This window comes from Turicibacter sp. KK003, from assembly GCF_037014675.1.
Classification (GTDB): domain Bacteria; phylum Bacillota_I; class Bacilli_A; order MOL361; family Turicibacteraceae; genus Turicibacter; species Turicibacter faecis.
Window position 1 is genome coordinate 17915 of sequence record NZ_CP142738.1, and the last position, 23262, is coordinate 41176.

At 35.0% G+C, this 23262-nt stretch carries 21 protein-coding genes, 1 riboswitch and 1 other annotated feature; of the genes, 18 read left to right on the forward strand and 3 right to left on the reverse strand.

Annotated elements, in window-relative coordinates:
- Nucleotides 1–66: 66 nt before the first annotated feature.
- Nucleotides 67–297, forward strand: a binding site (T-box leader).
- A gap of 64 nt (nucleotides 298–361) precedes the next feature.
- The 6 genes from serS to VXM77_RS00100 all read left to right on the forward strand — a co-directional run bounded on the left by serS (nucleotide 362) and on the right by VXM77_RS00100 (nucleotide 5130).
- Complete coding sequence (gene serS, locus VXM77_RS00075) at nucleotides 362–1636, forward strand: serine--tRNA ligase (RefSeq protein ID WP_161831450.1); 1275 nt, start codon at nucleotides 362–364, stop codon at nucleotides 1634–1636.
- A gap of 127 nt (nucleotides 1637–1763) precedes the next feature.
- On the forward strand, nucleotides 1764–2552 hold the full coding sequence (locus VXM77_RS00080; protein WP_161831452.1) for an MBL fold metallo-hydrolase: 789 nt from the start codon (nucleotides 1764–1766) through the stop codon (nucleotides 2550–2552).
- Between the two features lie 13 nt (nucleotides 2553–2565).
- Nucleotides 2566–2739 carry a CxxH/CxxC protein gene (locus VXM77_RS00085; protein ID WP_161831454.1) on the forward strand — a complete coding sequence of 58 codons (174 nt, stop codon included), beginning with the start codon at nucleotides 2566–2568 and terminating at the stop codon, nucleotides 2737–2739.
- 53 nt (nucleotides 2740–2792) lie between these two features.
- On the forward strand, nucleotides 2793–3272 hold the full coding sequence (rlmH, locus tag VXM77_RS00090) for a 23S rRNA (pseudouridine(1915)-N(3))-methyltransferase RlmH (RefSeq protein WP_338506492.1): 480 nt from the start codon (nucleotides 2793–2795) through the stop codon (nucleotides 3270–3272).
- Between the two features lie 54 nt (nucleotides 3273–3326).
- Nucleotides 3327–4187 (forward strand): MurR/RpiR family transcriptional regulator, encoded by an 861-nt coding sequence (locus VXM77_RS00095; protein ID WP_338506494.1) that lies wholly within the window; start codon nucleotides 3327–3329, stop codon nucleotides 4185–4187.
- 130 nt (nucleotides 4188–4317) lie between these two features.
- Nucleotides 4318–5130, forward strand: coding sequence for an HAD family hydrolase (locus tag VXM77_RS00100; RefSeq protein ID WP_338506496.1), 813 nt, complete (start codon nucleotides 4318–4320; stop codon nucleotides 5128–5130).
- A 160-nt stretch (nucleotides 5131–5290) separates the two neighbouring features.
- On the opposite strand, the gene VXM77_RS00105 is transcribed toward VXM77_RS00100, so the two are convergent.
- Nucleotides 5291–6670, reverse strand: a complete 1380-nt coding sequence (locus tag VXM77_RS00105; protein ID WP_338506498.1) for a leucine-rich repeat domain-containing protein — start codon at nucleotides 6668–6670, stop codon at nucleotides 5291–5293.
- A 1510-nt stretch (nucleotides 6671–8180) separates the two neighbouring features.
- Here VXM77_RS00105 and VXM77_RS00110 point away from each other — a divergent pair.
- From VXM77_RS00110 to ugpC, 11 genes are all read left to right on the forward strand, one after another.
- Nucleotides 8181–8621, forward strand: coding sequence for a metallophosphoesterase family protein (locus VXM77_RS00110; protein ID WP_338506501.1), 441 nt, complete (start codon nucleotides 8181–8183; stop codon nucleotides 8619–8621).
- A 160-nt stretch (nucleotides 8622–8781) separates the two neighbouring features.
- The gene (locus tag VXM77_RS00115) at nucleotides 8782–9129 is read left to right on the forward strand and encodes a zinc ribbon domain-containing protein YjdM (RefSeq protein ID WP_161831466.1); all 348 of its coding nucleotides are present in this window, start codon (nucleotides 8782–8784) and stop codon (nucleotides 9127–9129) included.
- 170 nt (nucleotides 9130–9299) lie between these two features.
- On the forward strand, nucleotides 9300–10670 hold the full coding sequence (locus tag VXM77_RS00120) for an RsmF rRNA methyltransferase first C-terminal domain-containing protein (RefSeq protein WP_161831468.1): 1371 nt from the start codon (nucleotides 9300–9302) through the stop codon (nucleotides 10668–10670).
- A gap of 775 nt (nucleotides 10671–11445) precedes the next feature.
- Nucleotides 11446–11547, forward strand: a riboswitch (purine riboswitch).
- A gap of 90 nt (nucleotides 11548–11637) precedes the next feature.
- Complete coding sequence (locus tag VXM77_RS00125) at nucleotides 11638–12975, forward strand: nucleobase:cation symporter-2 family protein (protein WP_338506505.1); 1338 nt, start codon at nucleotides 11638–11640, stop codon at nucleotides 12973–12975.
- Nucleotides 12976–13551 (forward strand): xanthine phosphoribosyltransferase, encoded by a 576-nt coding sequence (locus VXM77_RS00130; protein WP_338506507.1) that lies wholly within the window; start codon nucleotides 12976–12978, stop codon nucleotides 13549–13551.
- Between the two features lie 183 nt (nucleotides 13552–13734).
- Nucleotides 13735–14664 (forward strand): sugar ABC transporter permease, encoded by a 930-nt coding sequence (locus tag VXM77_RS00135; protein ID WP_338506508.1) that lies wholly within the window; start codon nucleotides 13735–13737, stop codon nucleotides 14662–14664.
- Nucleotides 14664–15488, forward strand: a complete 825-nt coding sequence (locus VXM77_RS00140) for a carbohydrate ABC transporter permease (RefSeq protein ID WP_338506511.1) — start codon at nucleotides 14664–14666, stop codon at nucleotides 15486–15488. The genes VXM77_RS00135 and VXM77_RS00140 overlap by 1 nt, the downstream gene beginning before the upstream one ends.
- A gap of 14 nt (nucleotides 15489–15502) precedes the next feature.
- Complete coding sequence (locus VXM77_RS00145) at nucleotides 15503–16807, forward strand: ABC transporter substrate-binding protein (protein ID WP_338506514.1); 1305 nt, start codon at nucleotides 15503–15505, stop codon at nucleotides 16805–16807.
- Between the two features lie 15 nt (nucleotides 16808–16822).
- Nucleotides 16823–17620 carry an HAD family hydrolase gene (locus tag VXM77_RS00150; protein WP_338506516.1) on the forward strand — a complete coding sequence of 266 codons (798 nt, stop codon included), beginning with the start codon at nucleotides 16823–16825 and terminating at the stop codon, nucleotides 17618–17620.
- Between the two features lies 1 nt (nucleotide 17621).
- The gene (locus VXM77_RS00155) at nucleotides 17622–18362 is read left to right on the forward strand and encodes a glycerophosphodiester phosphodiesterase (protein ID WP_338506518.1); all 741 of its coding nucleotides are present in this window, start codon (nucleotides 17622–17624) and stop codon (nucleotides 18360–18362) included.
- 11 nt (nucleotides 18363–18373) lie between these two features.
- Complete coding sequence (ugpC, locus tag VXM77_RS00160) at nucleotides 18374–19501, forward strand: sn-glycerol-3-phosphate ABC transporter ATP-binding protein UgpC (protein ID WP_262950767.1); 1128 nt, start codon at nucleotides 18374–18376, stop codon at nucleotides 19499–19501.
- A gap of 365 nt (nucleotides 19502–19866) precedes the next feature.
- On the opposite strand, the gene VXM77_RS00165 is transcribed toward ugpC, so the two are convergent.
- On the reverse strand, nucleotides 19867–20886 hold the full coding sequence (locus VXM77_RS00165; protein ID WP_262950768.1) for a YdcF family protein: 1020 nt from the start codon (nucleotides 20884–20886) through the stop codon (nucleotides 19867–19869).
- An 865-nt stretch (nucleotides 20887–21751) separates the two neighbouring features.
- Nucleotides 21752–21928 (reverse strand): hypothetical protein, encoded by a 177-nt coding sequence (locus tag VXM77_RS00170; protein WP_161831474.1) that lies wholly within the window; start codon nucleotides 21926–21928, stop codon nucleotides 21752–21754.
- Nucleotides 21929–22595: 667 nt separating this feature from the next.
- Between VXM77_RS00170 and VXM77_RS00175 the strand changes: the two genes are divergently transcribed.
- Complete coding sequence (locus VXM77_RS00175) at nucleotides 22596–23261, forward strand: DUF305 domain-containing protein (protein WP_161831476.1); 666 nt, start codon at nucleotides 22596–22598, stop codon at nucleotides 23259–23261.
- The last annotated feature ends 1 nt before the right edge of the window (nucleotide 23262 follow it).

Consider the following 23262-nt stretch of genomic DNA (forward strand, 5'->3'; position numbering starts at 1 on the left):
TAATATAATACAATTAATATACTAATATTGACAAAAAAAGGTCTTAGTGCTATAGTACAATTAAATAAAAAAGCATTGATTAGGATTAGTACTTTTTACTTTTATTGCCTAGAGAGTCAGTGGTCGGTGGAAACTGAAGAGTAAGTAATAAGGAATCAACCTAGGAGTGGAATGAAGAAATTTAGTATTCATTCACGGTTTAACCGTTATCTTTACAAGTGGTTTTATCAAATGATTTGTTATGAATCTGTTGATAAGCAACTAGGGTGGCAACGCGGGTTAAGTCTCGTCCCTAAGTCAGGGGACGGGACTTTTTTGCGTTTGAACTAACTAATCAAATGAGCTTATAGGAGGAATATCGATGTTAGATTTAAAACGAGTAAGAGAAGATTTACAAGGCACGATTGAGCGTTTAGGGACACGCGGTGGTGATTTCAGTTATTTAAATAAAATCACTGAATTAGACGAGCAACGTAAAAATATTATTTTAGAGGTTGAACAATTAAAATCAAATCGTAATGAGGTATCAAAATTAATTGGTCAATATAAACGTGAAAAAAAGGATGCGTCTGAATTACTTGCACAAATGAATGGTGTTGGTGAAAAAGTTAAAGAATTAGATGAAAAATTACGTCAAATTGATGAAGAAATTAAAAATTTATTATTAATTACCCCAAATGTTCCATGTGGAACAATTGCTATTGGGAAAGATGAAAATGATAACGTAGAAATTCGTAAATATGGAGAGCCAACTCATTTTGATTTCGAACCAAAAGCTCACTGGGATTTAGTTACTGAGTTAGATATTATTGATTTTGAACGTGCTGGGAAAATCACGGGAAGTCGTTTTGCGGTTTATAAAGGATTAGGAGCGCGTTTAGAGCGTGCCTTAATTAGTTTTATGTTAGATTTACATACGGGAGATCATGGATACACGGAAATTTTACCTCCGGTTATTGTGAACCGTGCGAGTATGACAGGGACGGGACAATTACCTAAATTTGAAGAAGATGCGTTTAAGCTAGTAGATTCAGATTATTTTCTTATCCCAACAGCAGAGGTTCCGGTTACAAATTTACACCGCGATGAGATTCTAAATGGTGAACAGTTACCGATTAAATATACAGCTTATAGTCCATGTTTCCGTGCTGAGGCTGGATCAGCGGGACGAGATACACGAGGAATTATTCGTCAGCATCAATTTAATAAGGTAGAATTAGTGAAGTTTGTTAAGCCAGAAGATTCATATCAAGAGTTAGAAAGTTTAACGGCTAATGCTGAGAAAGTATTACAATTATTAGGGTTACCTTATCGAGTAATTGAGTTATGTACAGGAGATATTGGATTCTCGGCAGCAAAAACATATGATATTGAGGTTTGGTTGCCATCTTATCATGCGTATAAAGAGATTTCTTCTTGTTCAAATTTTGAAGATTTCCAAGCACGTCGCGCTAACATCAAGTTCCGTCGCGATGCGAAGGCTAAACCTGAATTTGTTCATACATTAAATGGTTCAGGTTTAGCAATTGGTCGTACGGTTGCCGCTATTATTGAAAATTATCAGCAAGCAGATGGAAGCATCGTAATTCCGGAAGCTTTACGTCCATATATGCGTAATCTTGAGGTAATTAAATAGAGATTAAAGGAGGAGCGAAAGCTCCTTTTTTTGAGGAAAAGAATGTTTTTAGCGTAGGACTAGATTAAACGGAATAAAAATGTTAAAATGAATCATTAAGAAAAATGTGTTGAAATCGGGTGATAGAATGAAAATCTGTGTGTTGTCAAGCGGCAGTGTAGGAAACGCGACAATTATAGAAACCGACCAAACGGCAATTTTAATAGATAATGGTTTATCTTTAAAAAAGTTACAGGAATTAATTAAACAAAGTGGTTTTGATGAAAATAAAATAGAGCATATTTTGATTACTCATGAACATAGTGATCATATTAAAGGTGTTGGTGTTTGTACACGAAAATGGAAGTTAAACGTATGTGCAACACAGAAGACAATTGAGGAAATGTATCGAAAAAAAATTATTAAACCTGATGTAGAACAAACGATGGCCGTCGAAAAAGATCAGTGGATACAGCTAGGCGATTTATCTGTGATGCCCTTCCGAATTTCTCACGATGCGGTTGATCCTGTTGGATATATGATTCAACAGGAAGATAAGAGACTGGTTTATGTGACTGATACAGGATATATTACAGGAGATATTTTAAAAACCCTCGGTAATGCGGATGTTTATATTATGGAGACGAATCATAATGTGGAGATGCTTCAGATGTGTAATCGTCCATGGGCTTTAAAGCAACGTATTTTAGATGACTGCGGCCATTTATCAAATGAAGATTCGGCTTATGCGATGAGTCAGTTAATCGGGGATAAAACAAAACATATTTATTTAGCCCATTTGAGTCAAGAGGCGAATTTACCTGATTTGGCTATGATGACGGTCCGACATGTGTTACGAGAAGAAAATATTAATTTGGATTGTTTAAATTTGTATATGACATATCCGATGCAACCATCTAAGGTTATTCAATTATAATAGGAGGGGTTTTATGTATAGTTGTTTAGAACATATTGAAGAGGCAATGGATCGATATTTAGATGAGTATGGAAAGCTGCCTATTTTGGTGGAAGTGGAGCTTAGTCATAGTTGTGATTATTGCAAGCAGGAGGCTGTGTATAAAATTATAGAGGGTATGATGATTGAAGACGAAGAGGATTTCTAGGAGAGAGAACTTGCTTTTAAATAGTATTAGGAGCAAATTGGAGGCGTTATGTTATGAATATTACGATTATTTCTGTTGGTAAGATTAAGGAGAAATATATTAAGTTAGGAATTGATGAGTTTTCAAAGCGATTATCAAGATATTGTAAATTAACAATGGTTGAGGTTCCAGATGAGAAAACGCCAGATCAGGCTTCTATGCGGGAGATGGAATTGATTAAGGAGAAGGAAGGAAAACTAATTTTAAATAAGGTAAAAGATAATATGTATGTTATCGCTATGGATTTACAGGGGGAAATGAAAACATCAGAGCAATTTGCAACACAGTTAAGCCAGTTAGCCTTAAGAGGGGAGAGTAATGTAGCCTTTATTATCGGTGGATCTTTGGGCCTATCTGACGAGGTGAAGAAGCGAGCAAATTATAAGTTATGCTTTTCAAAGATGACCTTTCCCCATCAACTCTTTAAATTGATTTTATTAGAGCAGGTGTATCGAGCATATCGTATTAATCATAATGAACCGTATCATAAGTAATCATTAATGGAGTTATGTAACTCCTTTTTTTAATTTTTAGGAGAAGGTGATGGAATGACTTTTGAGAATATGGTTAAGTGTTGCGATAGGTTGACGCCGACCGAGTACCAATTGGCACAATTTATTATAAAGAATAAAAGGTTAATTCAAAAATTATCTATTCAGGAACTGGCTAATCAGACTTTTATTTCAAAATCGGGGATTCACCGTTTTTGTAAAAAGTTAGGTTTTGATGGATATAATGGACTAAAGTTAAAGTTGATTCAAGATTTATCACTGGGTACAAAGGATAAATCTATTGATGCGAATTTTCCGTTTTTAGAAACAGATAATCATGCTATGGTTGCTAAACGTTTGTTAGATTTGTACGAGGCTACTGTGAGGGACACGTTCCATTCTATTGATGTGGACATGCTAGAGAGGTGTGTTAATTTATTGCATGTGGCGGATGTTATTGATATTTATACCTATGCTCACAATTTAAATATTGCGGAGAATTTTCAAGATAAAATGAGGACAATTGGACGCGTTGTCAATTGTCCAAAATCTTTTTATGAACAACGATATACAGCAGCAGCATCTAATAGTAAGCATGTGGCTATGTTACTTTCTTATTCGGGGAGAGCTGTCTTTTTACCGGATATTATAGAGATGTTGAGTAGAAATAAAGTCGAAATGATTTTAGTAGGTCGGATAGGAAATACAACTTCAAATGGTGCGATTAAGAACCGATTATATTTAAGTGATCGAGAAGATTTTAAGAATCGTATTTCTCATTTTTCTTCACACATTGCGATGCAATATATGTTAGACGTCTTATTTAGTTCTATTTTTAAAAAAGATTATAGGAAAAATATTAATTATATTGATGAGATTCTTTCGATTGTAGATGACCGGCATCTTGAGGAAGAATAAAACGTGTCAAATGATTTCAGATTGATGTGAAATTAAGGGGAAGTTTAGGAACAATGTATCAGTCTTTATCTCTTTGATTGACGAAAATAAGAGGGGCAAGATATAGTAGTGGTGAAGGAGGAGTGAATTGATGAAGGCTATATTTTTCGATATTGATGGGACGTTGATTGATACATTGAATGGAGTGACGCAGATTTCGTCGCGGGTTAAACGTGCTATTCGTCAGTTACAGGATGAAGGAAATTTTGTTTTTATTGCGACTGGAAGGCCATATTCTTTTTTAGATGAGGAGATAAGAAACTTTGGTTTTGATGGATATGTATTAGTTAATGGTGCGCAGGTTATTGTTAGGGATCAGGTTGTTTATAATCAAGCGATGGATAAACGGTTTGTGAAGATGTTTGCTGACATATTGGATGATAAGGGAATCCAATATGTATTAGTTGGTGAAAGAAACAGTTATTTGGATAAAAAGAGTCAGGAGTTTTATGAGTTTTATGAGAGTATTCATATTCCAAGAAGCTACTTTGAGAGTGAGTATCGTTTAGAAGACTTAGAGATTTATAAATTCGAAATATTTGGGAAGACGAGTGAAGTGATAGAGGAATGCAAGGAATGGTTAAAAAACTATGAAGAGTATGGCTTTTTTCACAGTATTCACCCTAGTCATTTAGAGGTCTATTATAAAGAGAATCATAAGGCAACTGGAATTTTAAAAGCGCTGGAGTATTTGAATCTTCCGATTGAGGAGAGCTATGCTTTTGGTGATGGGGAAAATGATATTGAGATGCTTGCTACAGTCGGATGTGGCATTGCGATGGGGAATGCTGCAGAGAATGTAAAGAGGCATGCTAAGCAGGTAACAGATAGCGTAAGTCAGGATGGGGTAGCAAGAGGGATTGGAAAGTATATTTTATGTCAGAAAAATGATGAATATTTATGACGGAGAGGTAAAGGGGGCTACTCATGTCGGAATAATTTTTAGTTTATTCTATTCAATACGTTGGAGTCCTGTTTTATAGGGGGAATCACGTTTAGATGGTATACAAAAAGGGATGAGTCGTGCCATTAGGCCAACTCATCCCTTTTAAGAATGAAGAGGATTATTCTTCATTAACTTTAATGATTGCGATGGATGTGTAGATAAAATGCACATCTATTTTAGATGTATTAACGAGAGATAGAGAAGTGATATCCGTGGTTTTTAAGACAATAGTACCACTTAGTTCGACTAGTTGTCTTTCATCTGCGGTAACGATCGCTTTTGATCCCAGACATCTTTTATAGTTAGTCATTAATTCTACACTAATAGGAATGTTATCACAGTTGTGACAGTGATAGGCTGATGTACGGTAGGTGATAAGGTATATAGAATTAGGATCAAGTTCAATAGTTGTGTGTAATTTACTAGAATGCAGATTGTTATTGTCCCCCAAATCTATATTCAAAATAGGATAGACAGGAATAAAGTCATTAGGACGGATAGAGAGTTCTGAATGAGGTTTTGAAATATATTGTCTATTATCACCTGAAAATTCAGCCCCACGAGGCCCTTGAGGCCCAGTAGGTCCAGGTAATCCACGAGGTCCAGTAGGACCAGTGGCTCCAGTTCGACCAGTATCTCCTTGAGGACCGGTGGCCCCAGTTAATCCGCGAGGCCCGGTTGGACCTGTCGGACCTTCGGGACCAGTAGCTCCAGTTCGACCAGTATCTCCTTGAGGACCAGTAGCTCCGGTTAATCCACGAGGTCCGGTTTGACCAGTGGCTCCTTGAGGACCAGTGGCTCCACGGGGACCGGTTTGACCGGTAGCCCCAGTTTGACCAGTGGCCCCCGTTAATCCACGAGGCCCGGTTTGACCAGTGGCTCCTTGAGGTCCTGCTGGACCAGTGGCCCCACTTAGAATTAAGTAAGGTTGATAAACAATTCCAGAGAAACTATTAGGATTAGTATAATCAACGTTAAATATAAAACTTAGTGTTCCCTTTCCATTAAGGTTCGTCCATTCGATCGAGTTTGTTGCAGAATTGTATTGACCATTATCGCTGATTTCAGATGGTCGAATTGTTTCGCTTAAGCGATTGATAAGAGGGTTACTCACCGAAAGGTTATGTGTATAGGAAACTTGGGTTGGTAGTGTTATTTGTTGGTCATATAAGACAGGGTCACTTAAGTTTTTCAAATTTGCTAGGGGGGAAATATCAGTAATTTGATTAATCGGAAGCTCTAATTGTTCCAGATTTTGAAGGTCTGCTAGAGCATAGATATCGGATATTTCATTTCCACCTGCTTGGAGTTCTTTTAAGTTTGATAAATCTTGTAAACTAGAGATATCACGTATTTTGTTATAAGACATGGATAAACTTTCAAGCTGAAGTAGGTCTTTTAACGGTGTAATATTGTTGATACGATTTTGGCTAATATCTAAGTTTTTTAAATTTGTTAGATTTTCGATTGCTCTGATGGTACCAATGTTATTAGCCATCAGTTTTAAGGTTTCAAGAGAGACTAACGGTCTAAGAGGCGTTATGTCACTGATATTATTTCGATCGAGGGATAAATAGGTTAGTTTTGTTAAACCCTCTAAATCTGAAATCGTAATAAGTTGATTATTTTCTAGTTCCAAATGAGTTAGGTTTTTTAAGTATTTTAATGGAGATAATTCTAGTGATGATATTTGATTATTAGATAGGATAAGTGTTTGTAGTTTAACTAGTGGTTCTAATTCTGTGATTGAAGAAGTTAGATTTCCTTGTAGTTCGAGCGTTTCTAAGTTTGTGAGATGACCTAATCCTGTAAGATCAGAGATATTTCTATTTTTTGCGTCTAAGGTAGTTAACTGTTAGAGTTCTTCTTCCGTTAAATCGGTCGTTGTTGGTACTCCTAAGGCTTCACAGATAGCAGCTTTTAACTGGGGATCAGGGATATTAACAATCCCTGAGTTAGGGGTTGGCATAGTATCACATCCAGTATTAGAATAATTGAAACATATCTGTTTCTATATAATATATGATTGTTATCCACAGAAAGTCTGTACAATTATATGAAGAAGGGCAAAAACATTGGATATACATATATAGGGGATAAATCGGTTAAGTGGGTTAATTCTTTGATGGGATTTAGATTGGAGATATTTGTATCTATTAATTGTAGCTGATGTAAGTGAATGAGGTTTTCTAAAATGCTAAAATCATTGAGAGAACTTTGATTTAGAAAAAGTTTTTGTAGATTAGTCAGATTTTTAAGGATAGAATGATTAGAGCTATGATGAGCATAAATGAATAATAATTCCAACGGTAGTTGCTAATTTTATTTGAATATAAAGTTAATAAAGTTAAAATTATTCAGTCATGGAGCGAGTGAATATTCGAGATGAAATTTTCATATAATAATAGTTGATTTAAATTAAGTAGATTTTTCAAGAGAGCAATACTCATCATAGTATTTGTTTCTAACGATAAACGAGTTAAGTTTATTAAATTTTAAAATGGAGATAAGTCAGACATTTTGGAATCACTTCATTTAATATAGTTTAGGTTTCTATAAGATTACTAATGTTAACGGAAGAAGCTTTGAGAAGAAATTTTTTTCTTAGTTAAAGTACTTATTACTGAAATTTCAAGGGAGTTATCGAATGCCTCTTCTAGTTTAGATTCAGGAGTGTTCATAATCATTGGTCTAGAGATTGGCATCATATTACCTAAAATATTAGAATAATTGAAACAGTGATGTTAGGGTAGTAATATTTGTTTTGACGGAGTCTAGACTCTATCAGAGTATAGAGGATAAAAATTTTTTAATCATCGGAAGTATAATTAAAGGGAGCTAGTTATTATAAATAATGGAAGAGGAAGGCAGCCTCTAGTTCTTAATCATTTGAACGGTGCCCTTTTCATTGCTGGATGATCCGAGTGTTACATGTGGCATTTTTTTTCATATCAGTAAGATAAATTTAAATGTTCCACGTGGAACGTAAGAATGAGAGGATGATATTTTTGAAAATTGGTATTATTTCTGATACACATAATGTTTTAAGAGAAGAGGTCGTCGGTCATCTACACGGATGTGATTATATTCTTCACGCAGGTGATGTTTGTAAGGAAGAGGTGATTAATAGGTTAAATCAGATCACTAAGACATTTGTCGTGCGAGGCAATAACGATTTATTGGATCTTCCAGATTATTTAGAAATAGAAATGAATCAGTGTTTGATTTATGTTGTGCATGATAAAAGGAATATTCCTGATAAGTTAGCTGGAATAGATGTGGTGATCTATGGGCATTCTCATCGGTATGAGCAGGAGGAAAGAGAGGGAGTATTATTTTTAAATCCGGGAAGTTGTGGAAGACGACGATTTTCTTTACCTTTAACGATGGCATTTTTGTGGGTAGAAGATAACGAAATAAGGATTGAAAGAATTAATTTGGATGATTAGGTGCAAATTATATCTATACAGTGATGAAGTAGTTTAAACGTTGGGGTGATTAGGAAAGAAATAATTCATATAAGTGTTGTTTATGAGGACAACTTTGAAAAAATAGGTGTTTTATGATATGATATTGAGTTATGAGATTTGCTTGAATGGAGGAATTTAGATGTCAGCTTTACCAAATTGCCCAAAATGTAATTCAGAATATACTTACGAAGATGGAAGTATGTTAGTTTGTCCAATGTGTGCTTACGAGTGGAATCCAGCGGCAGATGCTGAAGCAGCAGAAGCGAATGTAATTCGTGATGCGAATGGAAATGTATTAGCAGATGGAGATACAGTAACAGTTATTAAAGATTTAAAAGTTAAAGGAAGTTCTTCAGCGATTAAGCAAGGAACTAAAGTTAAGGGAATTCGTTTAGTTCATGATTCAACAAATGGACACGATATCGATTGTAAAATTGATGGATTTGGAGCGATGAGCTTAAAATCAGAATTCGTTAAAAAAATCTAGTTAAAAGGCGTTCAAATAGAACGCCTTTTTTTATGTTATAAGAGGGAGTTTCTTTATGGAGAATCAACGCTCTAATTTCCAGTATTTTCAATGCACTGATTCTTTAATGGGGAGACGTTTTGTACTATAATCGATAGATAGTTAGGAACATTAGGAAAGGGTGAGCGATGATGTCATTACCAAAGGACTTTTTAGATAAGATGCAAGAGTTACTTCAAGATGAGTATGATTTATTTATAAAAAGTTATGAGCAGGAGAAATCACTAGGGTTACGACTTAATTTATTGAAAACCGATAAGGATCATTTTATAAAGATAAATCATATGCATTTAACACCTATTCCATGGGTTTTAGAAGGCTTTTTTTATCAGCAAGCTGATCGTCCAGGAAAGCATCCGTATCATGAAGCGGGAGTTTATTATATTCAGGAACCGAGTGCGATGTCGGTTGGAACGTTTGTAGGGGCTTTACCTGGGGAGCGTGTGTTGGATTTATGTGCGGCGCCAGGTGGAAAAAGTACGCATCTTGCTTCTCAGTTACAGAATGATGGATTGTTAGTTACCAATGAAATTTATCCACAACGCGCTAAAATTCTTTCGCAAAATATTGAGCGTATGGGGGTTAAAAATGCAGTTGTGTTAAATGAGAGTCCTCAAACGTTAGCGAAGCATTTTCCTTCTTTTTTTGATCGAATCGTCGTAGACGCGCCATGTTCGGGTGAGGGGATGTTTAGAAAGGATGAGGTAGCGCAAGAGGAGTGGAGCCTTGATAATGTATTGAATTGTGCAAGCCGTCAGGCGGATATTTTAGAAGAGGCGGCAACGATGTTACGACCAGGTGGGCGTATGGTTTATTCAACGTGTACATTTGCACCAGAGGAGAATGAGCAGGCGATTGCTTCATTCATTGAACGACATCCAGAGTTTAAAATTGAATCTGTGGATAGTTATGAAGGATTTAGCGAAGGGCGAGTGGAATGGTCAGGGTATGAGATGGAGGAGATTAAGCGAACGTATCGTTTATGGCCACATCGAGTTCATGGGGAAGGGCATTATGTGGCTGTCTTAAAGAAGATGGAAGATCCTGAGGTTCGTGAACCGAAACGTCAGTTTGTTAAACCGTTAAAGGATAAGAAGAAGCTAGCGCCCTATTTAGAGTTTGCGAAGGAGACGTTTATCAATGTTCCTTCAGGGGATTATGTTTTATTTGGCGATCAGTTGTATATTGTTCCGTCAGGTATGCTATCTTTTGATGGATTAAAGGTGGTACGTGCGGGATGGCATTTGGGAACGATGAAGAAGAATCGTTTTGAACCGTCTCATGCCTTAGCGCTTTCATTAAATCAAGCAGATGTTAAACATTCCATCTCGTTTGCGGCAGATAGTGAAGAAATCGCGACGTATCTACGAGGAGGAACCCTTCCTTTTGAAGGTGAGAAAGGTTGGTATTTAATCTGCGTCGATGGGTATTCGCTTGGATGGGCGAAACTTGCGAATCATATGTTGAAGAATCATTATCCTAAAGGGTTACGATGGAATTAAAAAGTGGACGAGACGTCCACTTTTTTTAGAGTTTAATCCATTCATGAAGAGGTATCGTGATGTTTAGGAAACCATCTTTATTGATTAAGTTAGAAAAGGTGGTCAGAAGATGAAGAGGAAATCCAAACTGCAACATTTTTTGTCTAGTTTGCCACAAGTCTTAGGAAATTTTATTAAAATATGATATATTCATGGGGATTAGGTATAAGTGGTAAATGAATGTCGCCGCTGATTTTATAGTTGAAGTGATTAAGATAAAAATAATCATTTCTCATGAAAAGGGAGGATAATAAATGGGAAAATATTTAAAGCTGTGGATACTTCTGTTTTTGACTTCAGTCGTTACTTTATTTTTTAGTATCTCTTGGATAACAAGAATCGAATTCGTTAATATATTTAATGAATTTGAAATTTTATTAATGTTAGTGGGATTTTCAGCGACGATCGCTTCTATCTTTAGTTGTACAACATTTATTTACGATCAACTTTCTAAATTAAAGTCATAAATGGACCTTTTAGGAGAGCGTAAGAACACTCGTAACTTTAGTCGTGGGAGGTTCAATCCAGCTAATATTGTTAGGTGTTACCGTTAAAGGAAGAAGACATTTTTTTTACGTAAGACTAAATCTACCATTAATAATTGAAAGGACTGCTAACGCGGTCTTTTTTTTATCCACAGTTTTATGAAAGGGGGTAAAAAATGAAAATAGGAGAAGTAATTTACAAATTTTCTAGGAAGAGGTTGTGTTTTTTGCACAGACATACTATAATACCTTTATTAAATGAAATAAAGACTCGTATATACCTGGTGATATGGACTGGGCGTTTCTACCTGCAAACCGTAAAAGTGCGGACTACGAGGCGTTGTTGATGAATGGAGATGGGGACATCTCTTGTTTAGCAGCACCTCGGCCAACGTGGGTGCTGCTTTTTATTTGGAGATAAAAGTAAAAAGGAGTGGAGTTGTATGGAAGAGATGAAGAGTAAGGACAATTTAATTTATGGGGTGGATGATAATCCTGCGTTTTTAAAGAAGTTGTTATTTGGATTACAACACGTTTTTGCAGCATTTTCGGGGATTGTTGTTGTACCGCTTGTTATTGCAGGGGCTTTAGGGTTTGATAGTCAAATGACAACGGCTTTAATTAGTGCATCTATTTTAGCGGCCGGAGTAGCAACGATTATTCAAGCTCGAGGGATAGGGCCAGTCGGATCACGAGTGGCGTGTATTATGGGAACAGATTTTACGTTTGTATCACCGGCTATCTCAGTTGGTTCAACGCTTGGAATGGCGGGAATTGTAGGGGCAACGATCCTGGGATCATTATTTGAAGTAGTGTTGAGTTTCTTTATTAAGCCATTAATGAAGTTGTTCCCTCCACTTGTTACAGGAACAGTTGTTTGTTTAATTGGATTAACTCTTTTACCTGTATCAATTGATTGGGCTGCTGGGGGAAGTGGTGCGAGTGATTATGGAAGCTTATTAAACATTTCAATTGCGATGATTGTTCTTTGTGTAACCTTACTGTTAAATCGCTATGGAAAAGGAATTATCAGTAGTGCGGCAATTTTAATTGGGATGGCTGTGGGGTATGTAATTTGTATTCCATTAGGGCTAGTTGACTTCACGGCAGTGACAGAGGCGAGTTGGTTTGCGATTCCGAATATTTTAGAATATGGAATCACATTTGATGTAAAAGCGGTACTTGCATTTATTCCCGCTTATTTTGTAACGACAATTGAGACGGTTGGATGTTTAAAAGCAATTGGTGAAACATCAGATGTTGAGATGACGGATAAGAAAATGAGTTCAGGGATTTTAGCTGATGCAGTGGGGAGTATTTGTGGAGGACTTGTTGGTTCTTTCTCAAATACATCATTTAGTCAAAATGTGGGATTAATTTCGTTAACAAAAGTTGCAAGTAAGCACGTGGCTTTAATGGCAGGAATTTTATTAGTCTGCCTAGGATTATTTCCTAAGTTAGCGGGACTTATTAATGGTATTCCACAACCTGTTCTTGGTGGAGTAGGATTAGTGATGTTTGGTATGGTAGCTGCTGCGGGGATTAAGACATTAAGCCGTGTAGAGTTAACCGATCGAAATCTGTTAATTATCGCCGCTTCTTTAGCATTAGGTCTTGGAGTGACATTTAGACCGGAAGTTATTTCAGGATTACCAGAGGCTTTGCAGATGATTTTTGCGTCAGGAATTTCAACGGGAACGATTGTGGCGCTTGTGTTAAATTTAGTTTTAAAAGATATGAAACCCAAAAAAGTGCAGATTAAGAAAGTTGAGGTTGCTTAGATGAAGAGTTTGAAAGATAGAATTTTAAAGGATGGAATGGCATTAAATGAAACAGTATTAAAGGTTGATTCTTTCTTAAATCATGGGGTGGATGCCCAGTTAATGTATGAGGTTGGGACAGAATTTAAAAATTATTTTATGGACCATGGGGTAACGAAAATTTTTACAATTGAAAGTTCAGGTATTGCTCCAACTGTCATGACGGCGATCCAAATGGATTTACCGATGGTGACATTAAAGAAGCAGGCCTCTAAAGTATTAAAGGATGATGTGTACCAAACAACAGTTCATTCTTTTACAAAGGCAACGGATTATGAATTGACACTGTCAAAGAAATATATTTCTAACGAAGATAAAGTTTTAATTATTGATGATTTTTTAGCAAATGGCGAGGCAGCACTGGGAGCTATTCGTCTTGTTGAGGAAGCGGGAGCACAAGTAGCCGGGATTGGAATTGTGATTGAAAAATCATTTCAACCAGGACGTCAATTGTTAGATGATAAAGGATACGACGTTTATTCCTTAGCACGAATTAATAAATTAGGAAAAGGAATAATCGAATTTGTAGAAGAATAATTGGAAAGCCAAACGATGATGAGGGTCGTTTGGCTTTTTTTTTATGCGGATTTGATGAAATATTAATAATGCTATTGAATTATTAACAGAGATTAACATTTATTAACAATTGATTCACGGGCAATTAAAATAAGGATGGTATAGTTAATATTGTAAGATTTATTTTGATTAGGAGGGGCTTGTATGGAACAACGGGCTATGTATTCATCAGGAATAATGCCTATGGAAAAGGACAAAGTCAAGAAAAGGAGAAGATTAAGATTAGGGAAGTTAGAGCCAATATTTTATTTAATACCTGCCTTTTCGGTATTTATCGTTTTTGTGTTTTATCCGTTTATTAAAACAATCTTATTGAGTTTGTCTCAAACTAATTTACGAGGAGAAATTCAAGAGTTTGTAGGTTTAGATAATTTTATTGAATTGTTTCAAAGTCCAGAGTTTTATCATTCAATTATCGTTACCTTTCAATTTGTTTTGTTTGTTTCAATTCCATCTGTAGGGATTAGTTTGATGTTAGCTTTATTAGCTAATAACAAGTTAAAAGGAAATCGGGTGTATGAGCTGATGTTTTCCTTACCGATGGCTATTGCCTCCGCACCAGCAGCGGCTATTTGGGCAATGATTTTCCATCCGACTAATGGGGTTTTGAATCTCATTTTAGGGAAAGAGATTGGTTGGTTAACTGATCCGAACTACGCGTTATTCTCTATTTCAATTGTAACGGGTTGGTTAAACTTAGGTATTAACTTTATTTTTCTAACAACGGGTCTTCGTAATATTCCAAGTGAATTATTAGAAAGTTCTGCAATAGATGGGGCAAATTTCTGGCATAAATTAAAACATATTATTATTCCAATGATATCTCCTCAGATGTTTTTAGTTATTTTTATGAATTTAGTTAATAGCTTTCAAGCGTTTGGGCAAATAAAGTTGTTAACCCAGGGTGGGCCTGGAGATTCAACAAATGTTCTTGTTCATTCCATTTATCGCGAGGCATTCTTTAATGGACGGTTCGAAACGGCTTGTACACAAGCACTTGTTTTATTTGTCATTATGTTGATTGTAACACTACTACAATTTAAGTTTGAAAAGAAAGGAGTTCATTATCAATAATGAAACTATGTAAAAAAAATCGTATGATCTTAACCGGAGTGAATATTGTTTGTGGTTTATTGATTATTTCTCCTTTGTTATATGCGGTGTCGTTAAGTTTTATGTCTCAGGGGGAGATTGCCCAGTATCCGGCTAAACTACTTCCAAGTCATTTAAATTTAGATAATTATAAAGAGGCGCTAAATACCGTCCCTTTGCTTAGATTCGTGATAAATAGTTTAATTGTTTCTGTTTTTGTGACCGTCGGACAAGTAATTACGTCTAGTTTAGCAGCATATGCCTTTGCCTTTTATGAATTTAAATATAAGAAATTACTGTTCTTATTAGTTTTAGCGACCATGATGATTCCATCGGAAACAACAATTATTTCTAATTTTTTAACTGTAAGTTCCTGGGGATGGACGGATAGTTTACACGTGTTGATTATTCCATTTTTAACATCTGCAATGGGAATTTTCTTAATTCGTCAGTTTTATTTAACCATTCCAAAAGAGTTATTAGAAGCAGCAAAAATTGATGGCTGCAATAACTTTAAAATTCTAATCAATATTTTAATTCCAATTTCAAAACCTGCGATTGCTTCTCTATCAATTTATACTTTCATTGGAACGTGGAATCAATATTTATGGCCATTGTTAACAATAAATAACGGAAATAATCGGACAGTACAAATTGGAATTAGTATGCTTCAATTTGCCGAAGGAAGTAATTATGGGGTGGTATTAGCAGGGGCTATCTTAATCTTAATCCCATCTATATTAGTATTTATTATTGGACAAAGATCACTGGTCGCTGGAATGACGGCAGGGTCAGTTAAAGGATAAAATAGGAGGAAAAAATGAAGAAAAATTTATTAACAGCAGTAGGGATTTTAGGAACATCTTTATTAGTTGGGTGTAGTGGTGGAAATCAAGCATCCGAAACAGAAATCACCTTTTGGCATTCCATGGGAGGAAAAGGTGGAGAAGCCATTAACCAGTTAGTAGAAGAATTTAACGATTCGCAAGATGATATTCGAGTTGTTGCAGAATTTCAAGGGGAATATGATGATGCGATTAATAAACTAAAAAGTTCAGCACTTAGCCATTCAGGTCCAGAAATTATGCAAGTTTACGAAATCGGAACAAAATGGATGATGGATAGTGGATATGCGATTCCGATGCAAGAGTTAATTGATGAAGATGGATATGATATCTCCCATTTAGAGGAAAATATTGTGGATTATTACACAGTTAATGGTGATTTATACTCAATGCCATTTAATACGTCAACTCCGATTCTTTATTATAATAAAACAGCCTTTGAAGAGGCCGGATTAGATCCAGAAGAAGCACCAAATGATTTTAATCAAATTCTAGAATACTCTAATAAGTTGGCGACCAATGGACGCTACGGATTTTCAATGCAAATTTATGGATGGTTTTTTGAGCAATTTTTACTGAAACAAGGGTTAGACTATGCGAATGAAGGAAACGGAAGAACAGGTCATGCAACAGAGGTTTTATTTGATGAAAATGGAGGAGCATTAAACATTATTGATGGATGGAAGAACTTAGTTGACTCAGAGGGGATCATTAGTTTTGGACGTGATGGTGATGCAGTAAAGGATGCATTTGCATCAGGTAAAGTAGCGATGACGATTGCTTCAACCGCTTCCTTAGCAGAGATTAAAAGTAAAATTGATGGTTCTTTTGAATTAGGAACAGCTTATTTTCCTACGGTAACGAGTCAAGATAATGGGGGTGTTTCGATTGGAGGGGCTTCTTTATGGGTCATGGATAATGGTGATGATGAAAAGGCGAAGGCAGCTTTTGAATTTATTAAATTTATGGTTTCACCAGAGAGCCAGGCGAAATGGGCACAGGCAACAGGATACTTTTCAGTAACAAAAGATGCTTATGAAATTCCAAGCATGGTTGAACATTTAAATAATAATCCAGAATTTCAAACGGCTATTGATCAACTACGTGAAGCTAACAACCAATCAGGGGCATTACTCGGTGTTTTAACAGAGGCGCGGGCAACCATTGAAGAAAATATTGAGAAAGTTTTAAATAATGAATTAACCTCAGAAAAAGCGGTAGAAACGATAGCTAAAACAATTAATACGGCATTAGATAAATATAATAAAGCGAATAGATAATCGTTGGAGGAAACAATGAATAAGACTATATTTTTTGATGTTGACAATACACTCGTTTGTCGAAGTGAGAATAAGATTTGTGACAGTACATGGGATGCAATTAATAAGCTTAATAAAGATAATAAGACCGAACTAGTAATAGCAACAGGAAGATCCTTAGCGATGGTGAAACAAGAAGATTTTCATCACATGTTTAAAACCATTATTTCAGCAAATGGCTCTTTAATTACAAGACAAGATGAAATTATTTATAAACAACCCATGGATAGAAGATTAATTGAACAATTAATTCGTTATTTTGAAGAGAAAAATATCCCTTACTGTATTCATTTATTGACAGAAAGTAAAGGGAAGTTGGGACAAGATTGGGTGCATCATTTTTCCAAAAAATATAATATGAGAATAAAACCGTTAGAAGAAAATATATTGGATTGTTTGGATGAATATGAGATTTTTCAACTAAATGCTCATATTAAAAATGAGGAGATTGATCAATTAAAACAGAGCTATCCTCTATTTAGTTTTGTAAAACTCATTGATATTGAAGAAGGATACGATATTTTTAATAAAAATTGTAGTAAAGGGAGTGCCATAAAATTTCTTAAAGAAAAAAATATAACCAAAGATATAACGTATTACGCATTTGGAGATGGATTTAATGATCTAGAAATGTTTGATGAGGTAGATTACGCCATTGCGATGGGAAATGGATGCGATCAATTGAAAAAACGTGCCACGTATATTACCGATTCAATTAATCAGAATGGAATTTATAATGCGTTAAAAAAGTTAAATTTGATTAAGGAGGGATAGGATGATTAATTTTGCTCACCGTGGAGCTAGCGGAGATTATCCAGAGAATACATTACTTGCCTTTAAAGAGGGGATTAAAAGAGGCGGAAATGGGATTGAATTAGATGTTCATAAGACAAAGGATAGCGAGTTAGTCGTTATTCATGATGAAGATGTTGAACGAACGATGCAATCAAAAGGGTTAATTAAAGATTTAACATTAGCAGAAATTAGACAGTTAAAGTGTAAAAAGGCGCTGTTTGCTAATCATGAGGAGTGCCGTATTCCAACACTTGATGAAGTTTTGAAGTTAGTGAAGGATCAGGAGATAGTTGTAAATATTGAGTTAAAGACGGATGTTATTTCTTACAGTGGAATTGAAGAAGATGTGATTAAATTAATTCAACATTACGGTATTAAAAATAAAACGTTAATTTCAAGTTTTAATCCTCAGTCTCTAAAAAAATGTAAAGAAATTGATTCAACAATAAAGACTGGCTTCTTATATTATCAGCCAATGGAGCAAATCATTGAGTATGCAAAAACGTTGCGGGTTGATGCGATTCATCCTCATTTAAAATTGGTAACGAAGGATTTAATTGAAAAGGCCCACCAAAATCAATTAGATGTAAATGTATATACGGTTAACTCGCCAATTCATATGAGAGAGTTAATTAGGGCGGAAGTTGATGGTATTTTTACGGACTATCCAAGTTTATTGAATGAAATAATTGAAGAGAATAAATTGAAATCATTGGTTTAGGAGAGGTTAGGATGGCAACATTAGCACTAAAAAATATTTATAAAATATACGAAGATGAGGTAACAGCGGTTAGTAATTTTAATTTAGAGATTAAGGATAAGGAGTTTATTGTTTTTGTTGGTCCATCTGGATGTGGGAAGTCAACAACGTTAAGAATGATTGCGGGATTAGAGGAAATTTCTAAAGGGGATTTATTTATTGGGGATCAATTGGTGACTGATGTTGAACCGAAGGATAGAGATATTGCGATGGTATTTCAAAATTATGCTTTATATCCTCATATGTCCATTTATGATAATATGGCATTTGCCTTAAAATTGAGAAAGTTTCCAAAGAAGGAGATTGATGAAAAGATCAGAGAGGTAGCTAAAATTTTAGATATTGAGGCACTTTTAGATCGTAAGCCAAAGGCTTTATCAGGGGGACAAAGGCAGCGGGTCGCATTAGGGCGTGCTATCGTTCGTCAACCTAAGGTTTTTTTGATGGATGAACCGTTATCGAATTTAGATGCTAAACTACGTGTCCAAATGAGAGCAGAGATTACAAAGTTACATAAAAGACTAGGAACAACATTTATTTATGTGACCCATGATCAGACTGAGGCGATGACGATGGGAACGCGGATTGTTGTCATGAATAAGGGAATTCTTCAACAGGTAGACACACCTCAAAATATTTATAATTATCCTAAAAATAAATTTGTTGCAAGTTTTATAGGAAGTCCACAAATGAATTTTTTTAATGGAATTGTCATCAAGAATCAAAATACTGTTGCAATGTTAGGCGGCAACGAAAAGATAACCTTATTACCAGAACAGGCGAAATATTTAATGAATAGTGGATATTTTGGAAGGGAAGTTATTTTAGGCGTCCGACCAGAGAACATTAGTTTAGTGCCTAAGACGACAAGGGATACTAAACTTACAGGTGTTATCGACATGGTTGAATTAATGGGGGCAGAAAGTTATATTTACGTGAAAATAGCAGAAGAAATGCTGGTGGTACGTATTAACGGAACAACAACTAAGACGGGTGGAGAAATCATTGATATTTATTTAAATCCAGATCAAATCCATCTCTTTGATAGGGAAACAGAAGAGCGAATGATTATAACTAAACATAGTGAGCAGACGATGTAAAAAATAAAGGATTTAATTTTTGTTCCACGTGGAACATGAATTAAATCCTTTTTATGATTGGGGATGTTAATATCAGTTGAAATTTACTCCTCTTATTTTCAATTAAGGATATGGTTAGCTGTTTTAATGGAAGATGGTTGACATGTTGTCCACAAAGTCAAAGGATGATAGGGAATGATTCCACGGATAAAAAAGGCGTCACGATGAAGTAGACAGCCTTTTTTAGCGAGACAATGATGAGGATTATTAACCAAGTTGGTGTTTGGTAGGTAGTAATTATAGGGATTAAAAGGAGCACCGTGATAAGGTAGGGTGCTTTTTTTATGGGGGAAAGGGTGAGAGGTTGGAAAAGGAATAGGATGTTGTTAGATAAAAAGGGTTAGTAGGAGTCCGAAGATTAGAAAGAGGAGTGTAATGGTAAGATGACGTTTTTTGTTCATAATGAGGAGTGCCATGTATTCTCGAATCATAGCATTGGGTAAAAAATAGGCTGCTGTTTTAGAGCCAATTCCCGCTGTTTTTAGTCCAATGGCTTTGGCATACAGGCTAGCACGGAAGGTATGATAATTGTTGGTTACGAAGGTGGTCTGGTAGCCGTTAGGATGGTTTTTTTCCATGAGTTGTTTAGAGAATTGCATGTTTTGGTAGGTATTTTTGGAGTTTGTTTCGACGAGTGTGTGTTCAAGGGGAATATTGTGATTCAGGGCGTATTGTTGCATGGCAATCGCTTCGGGGATCTCTTCGTTTGGGCCTTGTCCTCCAGAAAAGAGGAGCATAGGAGGCGTTGAACTTCTTTTTTGGTGCTGATAGATTTGGATAGCTTTATCGATACGACTAGCGAGTAGTGGGGGCACTTTATTGTTGATTAAACCACTGCCTAATACAATAATGTAATCATAATGGTAAGTAGGTTTTCTGATTGAAAAGAGGAATGAAATACTCAGGAAGCTTAGGAGATTGCAGAGATAGTAGAAGGCAACGAGGCCGAACCCGCTGAGAAAAATAAGAAGTTTTCGGGGAATCGGATAGATTAGGCAGATAAAAATGCATCCTAGTAAGGTGATGAGACCAAGGGCTAGAAATAGCGTGAGGAGGTTCGCAAAGGTTTTACGCTCCCGTTTCATGACTATTTTAGCGTTAATCAGGAGGGCGATAATTAGGATATAGATGCCGAAGAATAGAAAAAATAGAAGGTTAAGAAGCAGTAATCCGAGGAGGAAGATAATAAAGAGATTAGGAATCTGTATTGCCAGATAGACAACGTTTAAAGCATTTATTAAAAAAAGGATATTAAAGAGAAAACCATTTAATAGTCTTCGTGGTTCGAGTTTATAGCTTAAAAGGAAAACAAAAAGGGCCGTCAAATTGATATAAAATAGGGTCATAAAATCACCTCACAAATTTTTATTGAGAACCGAAACAATACACCGAAGTTCGCAAATGGCTAGGAGCCATTATGAAAATGAATGGTGAAGGGGAGGGAAAGAGGAAGAGGTCTTTTACCTTTTTATCGTCTACTGTTATACGGGATTACTTCATTCATGACCTCCATTTTTAGGTGTGAAAGATCTAGGATTCTTTATTGAAGCATTTTTCAGTTTCTCTATAAACAAATTATGTAGGAAAAGAGAAAAAATGAGAAGATAGGGACATTTCTAGAAGAGAGAAGATAAAAAAAGAAGTGGGAATCGTTAAATTAAGTCTGCTATTGAAAGATCATCAGGTTATCCTCAGTTTAGAAAAAATGAAATTGGGGATTCCTTTAATTGAAAGGTCATTCGTGCCTCATCTTTTTATTCGCAAGAAAGAAGGACTTAACGATTCTCTTCTTGGTAGACGATAGAGGTTAATCTGGGGATAATTATCCCCAGATTTTATTTTTATAAAAAATACTTGATGTATCGATTGTCGTATTTTTTATAATGGATACAATCAACGGATAAAAAAGCTTTGTTTTTTTGAATTTAATAGATTGTGAGTCGGTTTAATAAGATTAAAAGTTGATGGAGATTTCTCTTCTTCAGGATGGAATCTTTTTTCCTGTGTATAAATCATCTATTAAAATTGGAATAGAGGATATTAAATTTTTATATCGATCGCTTTTTTAGTATCCACAGTTGCTAATAAGGCGCAAATTTTTTTATCCCCAATTTAAAATTTTTTAAATTGAGGATAATTTAATGAAGAGAATAAAAACAACAAAATAAATTTGTGGACAAAAAAAGCACACCTTCGTAGGTGTGCTTTTAATTATTCAAATAAATCATTGAACTCTTCATCTTCTAAACTTTTTAATTGTTTTTCTTCTTCCTTTTTTTCTTTGTATTTAACCATTGTTTTTGTTAGAAGTGTAATTCCAACCCCTGCAGCTAAAGCGGATCCTGCCATTAAAACAGTAGATAGTTTTGGCTTATTTATTTTTTTCATTATCTTTCAACTCCTAATAGGTTTTGTTTTTCTAAGTCTTATTATAAAATATCTTCTTTTTTTTGAATAGTCTTTCCTTATTTCCTCTTTCTAAATTGGACGAGAAGATTAATTTAAACACTTTTTAATCGTGATTTCTCCAGATGTTCTTTTAACGTTATTCAAAAGAGACGATTTTCGGAGTTACTCTGCTTTTTTTTACTTCTTCTTTCCTCTATTTGTGCTCTCTTTTTAAATAGTTCCGCGCTAAATTGAATTTATTTATCTTCTTTTAACCTTTTTTTAACTCATTGGATGATCCATTTTCATGAAAATGGTATGACTATTTTAAAAAAACAATAATACTAATTTTATAATATTTTATTATTAAACTTAAAAAATACTTTTTTCCAATAGGTAATTTATAAAATTATTCTATCAATAGATTATATTTATAGAATAAAACTATCGATTAAAATTTAACTTGTCTATATGTTGTATTGAAGTTGTTGGGAAATTAAAAAGATTCGATTTTGCAGTAGTTTAAGTATAGCTAACTTTTAATGAGAAAAATGTTAAATTATACAAGTGGAGTTCGACAACTTTTCCTCTTTAAAACCGTTACATAAAGAATGATTAAAAACCGAATACTAAGGAAGAAATGAATCATGAAGAAGGTGGTGATAAGATGAAATGGTTTAAATATTCGTTATTGGTGTGTTTCTCATTTTTCTTTTTATCCATAACCGTGTTTGCTAATGATGGCGTAAGTTTAAAACAGCAAGATTATTTGAAAAAGGTCGATCTTATTTACTTACAGATGCAAAATAGCTTAAGCGCCAAGGAAAAAATGGGTGATTTAAACGCCGATTTTTTAAATCAGATGTTGAATCATCAACGTGGACTCATTGCATTATCAAAAAATCAGTTAGAACATGGAGAACGAAATAAAATAAAAAAATCCGTGAATGACATCACTCACGAATTGAAATCTAATATTAATAAAATTAATCAAACTCAAAAAAAGGTTCATCAACAGTTAGTTTATGATGAGAAGAAGGAAGCTACCTACCTATCTAGTTATGAGGAAGTTTATCAACAAATTTTAGTTGCGCTTAAATCGGAAGGTGCAGAACAGCCGACTACCTTAATAGGTAAGAGTGTAGATGAGGATTACTTGCATCGTGTGATGCAACAATGCGATGTTTGGATGATTTTAATTAATAATGTTTTAACGCAAACGGATAATGAAGAGGTTAAGTCTGTAGCCAATGAGTTATTAGAATCTTCTAAAAAGATAAAAAATGATGTTTCTCAGCTTATTGAAAAAATTGAACAGAAAAAAGGAGACTAAA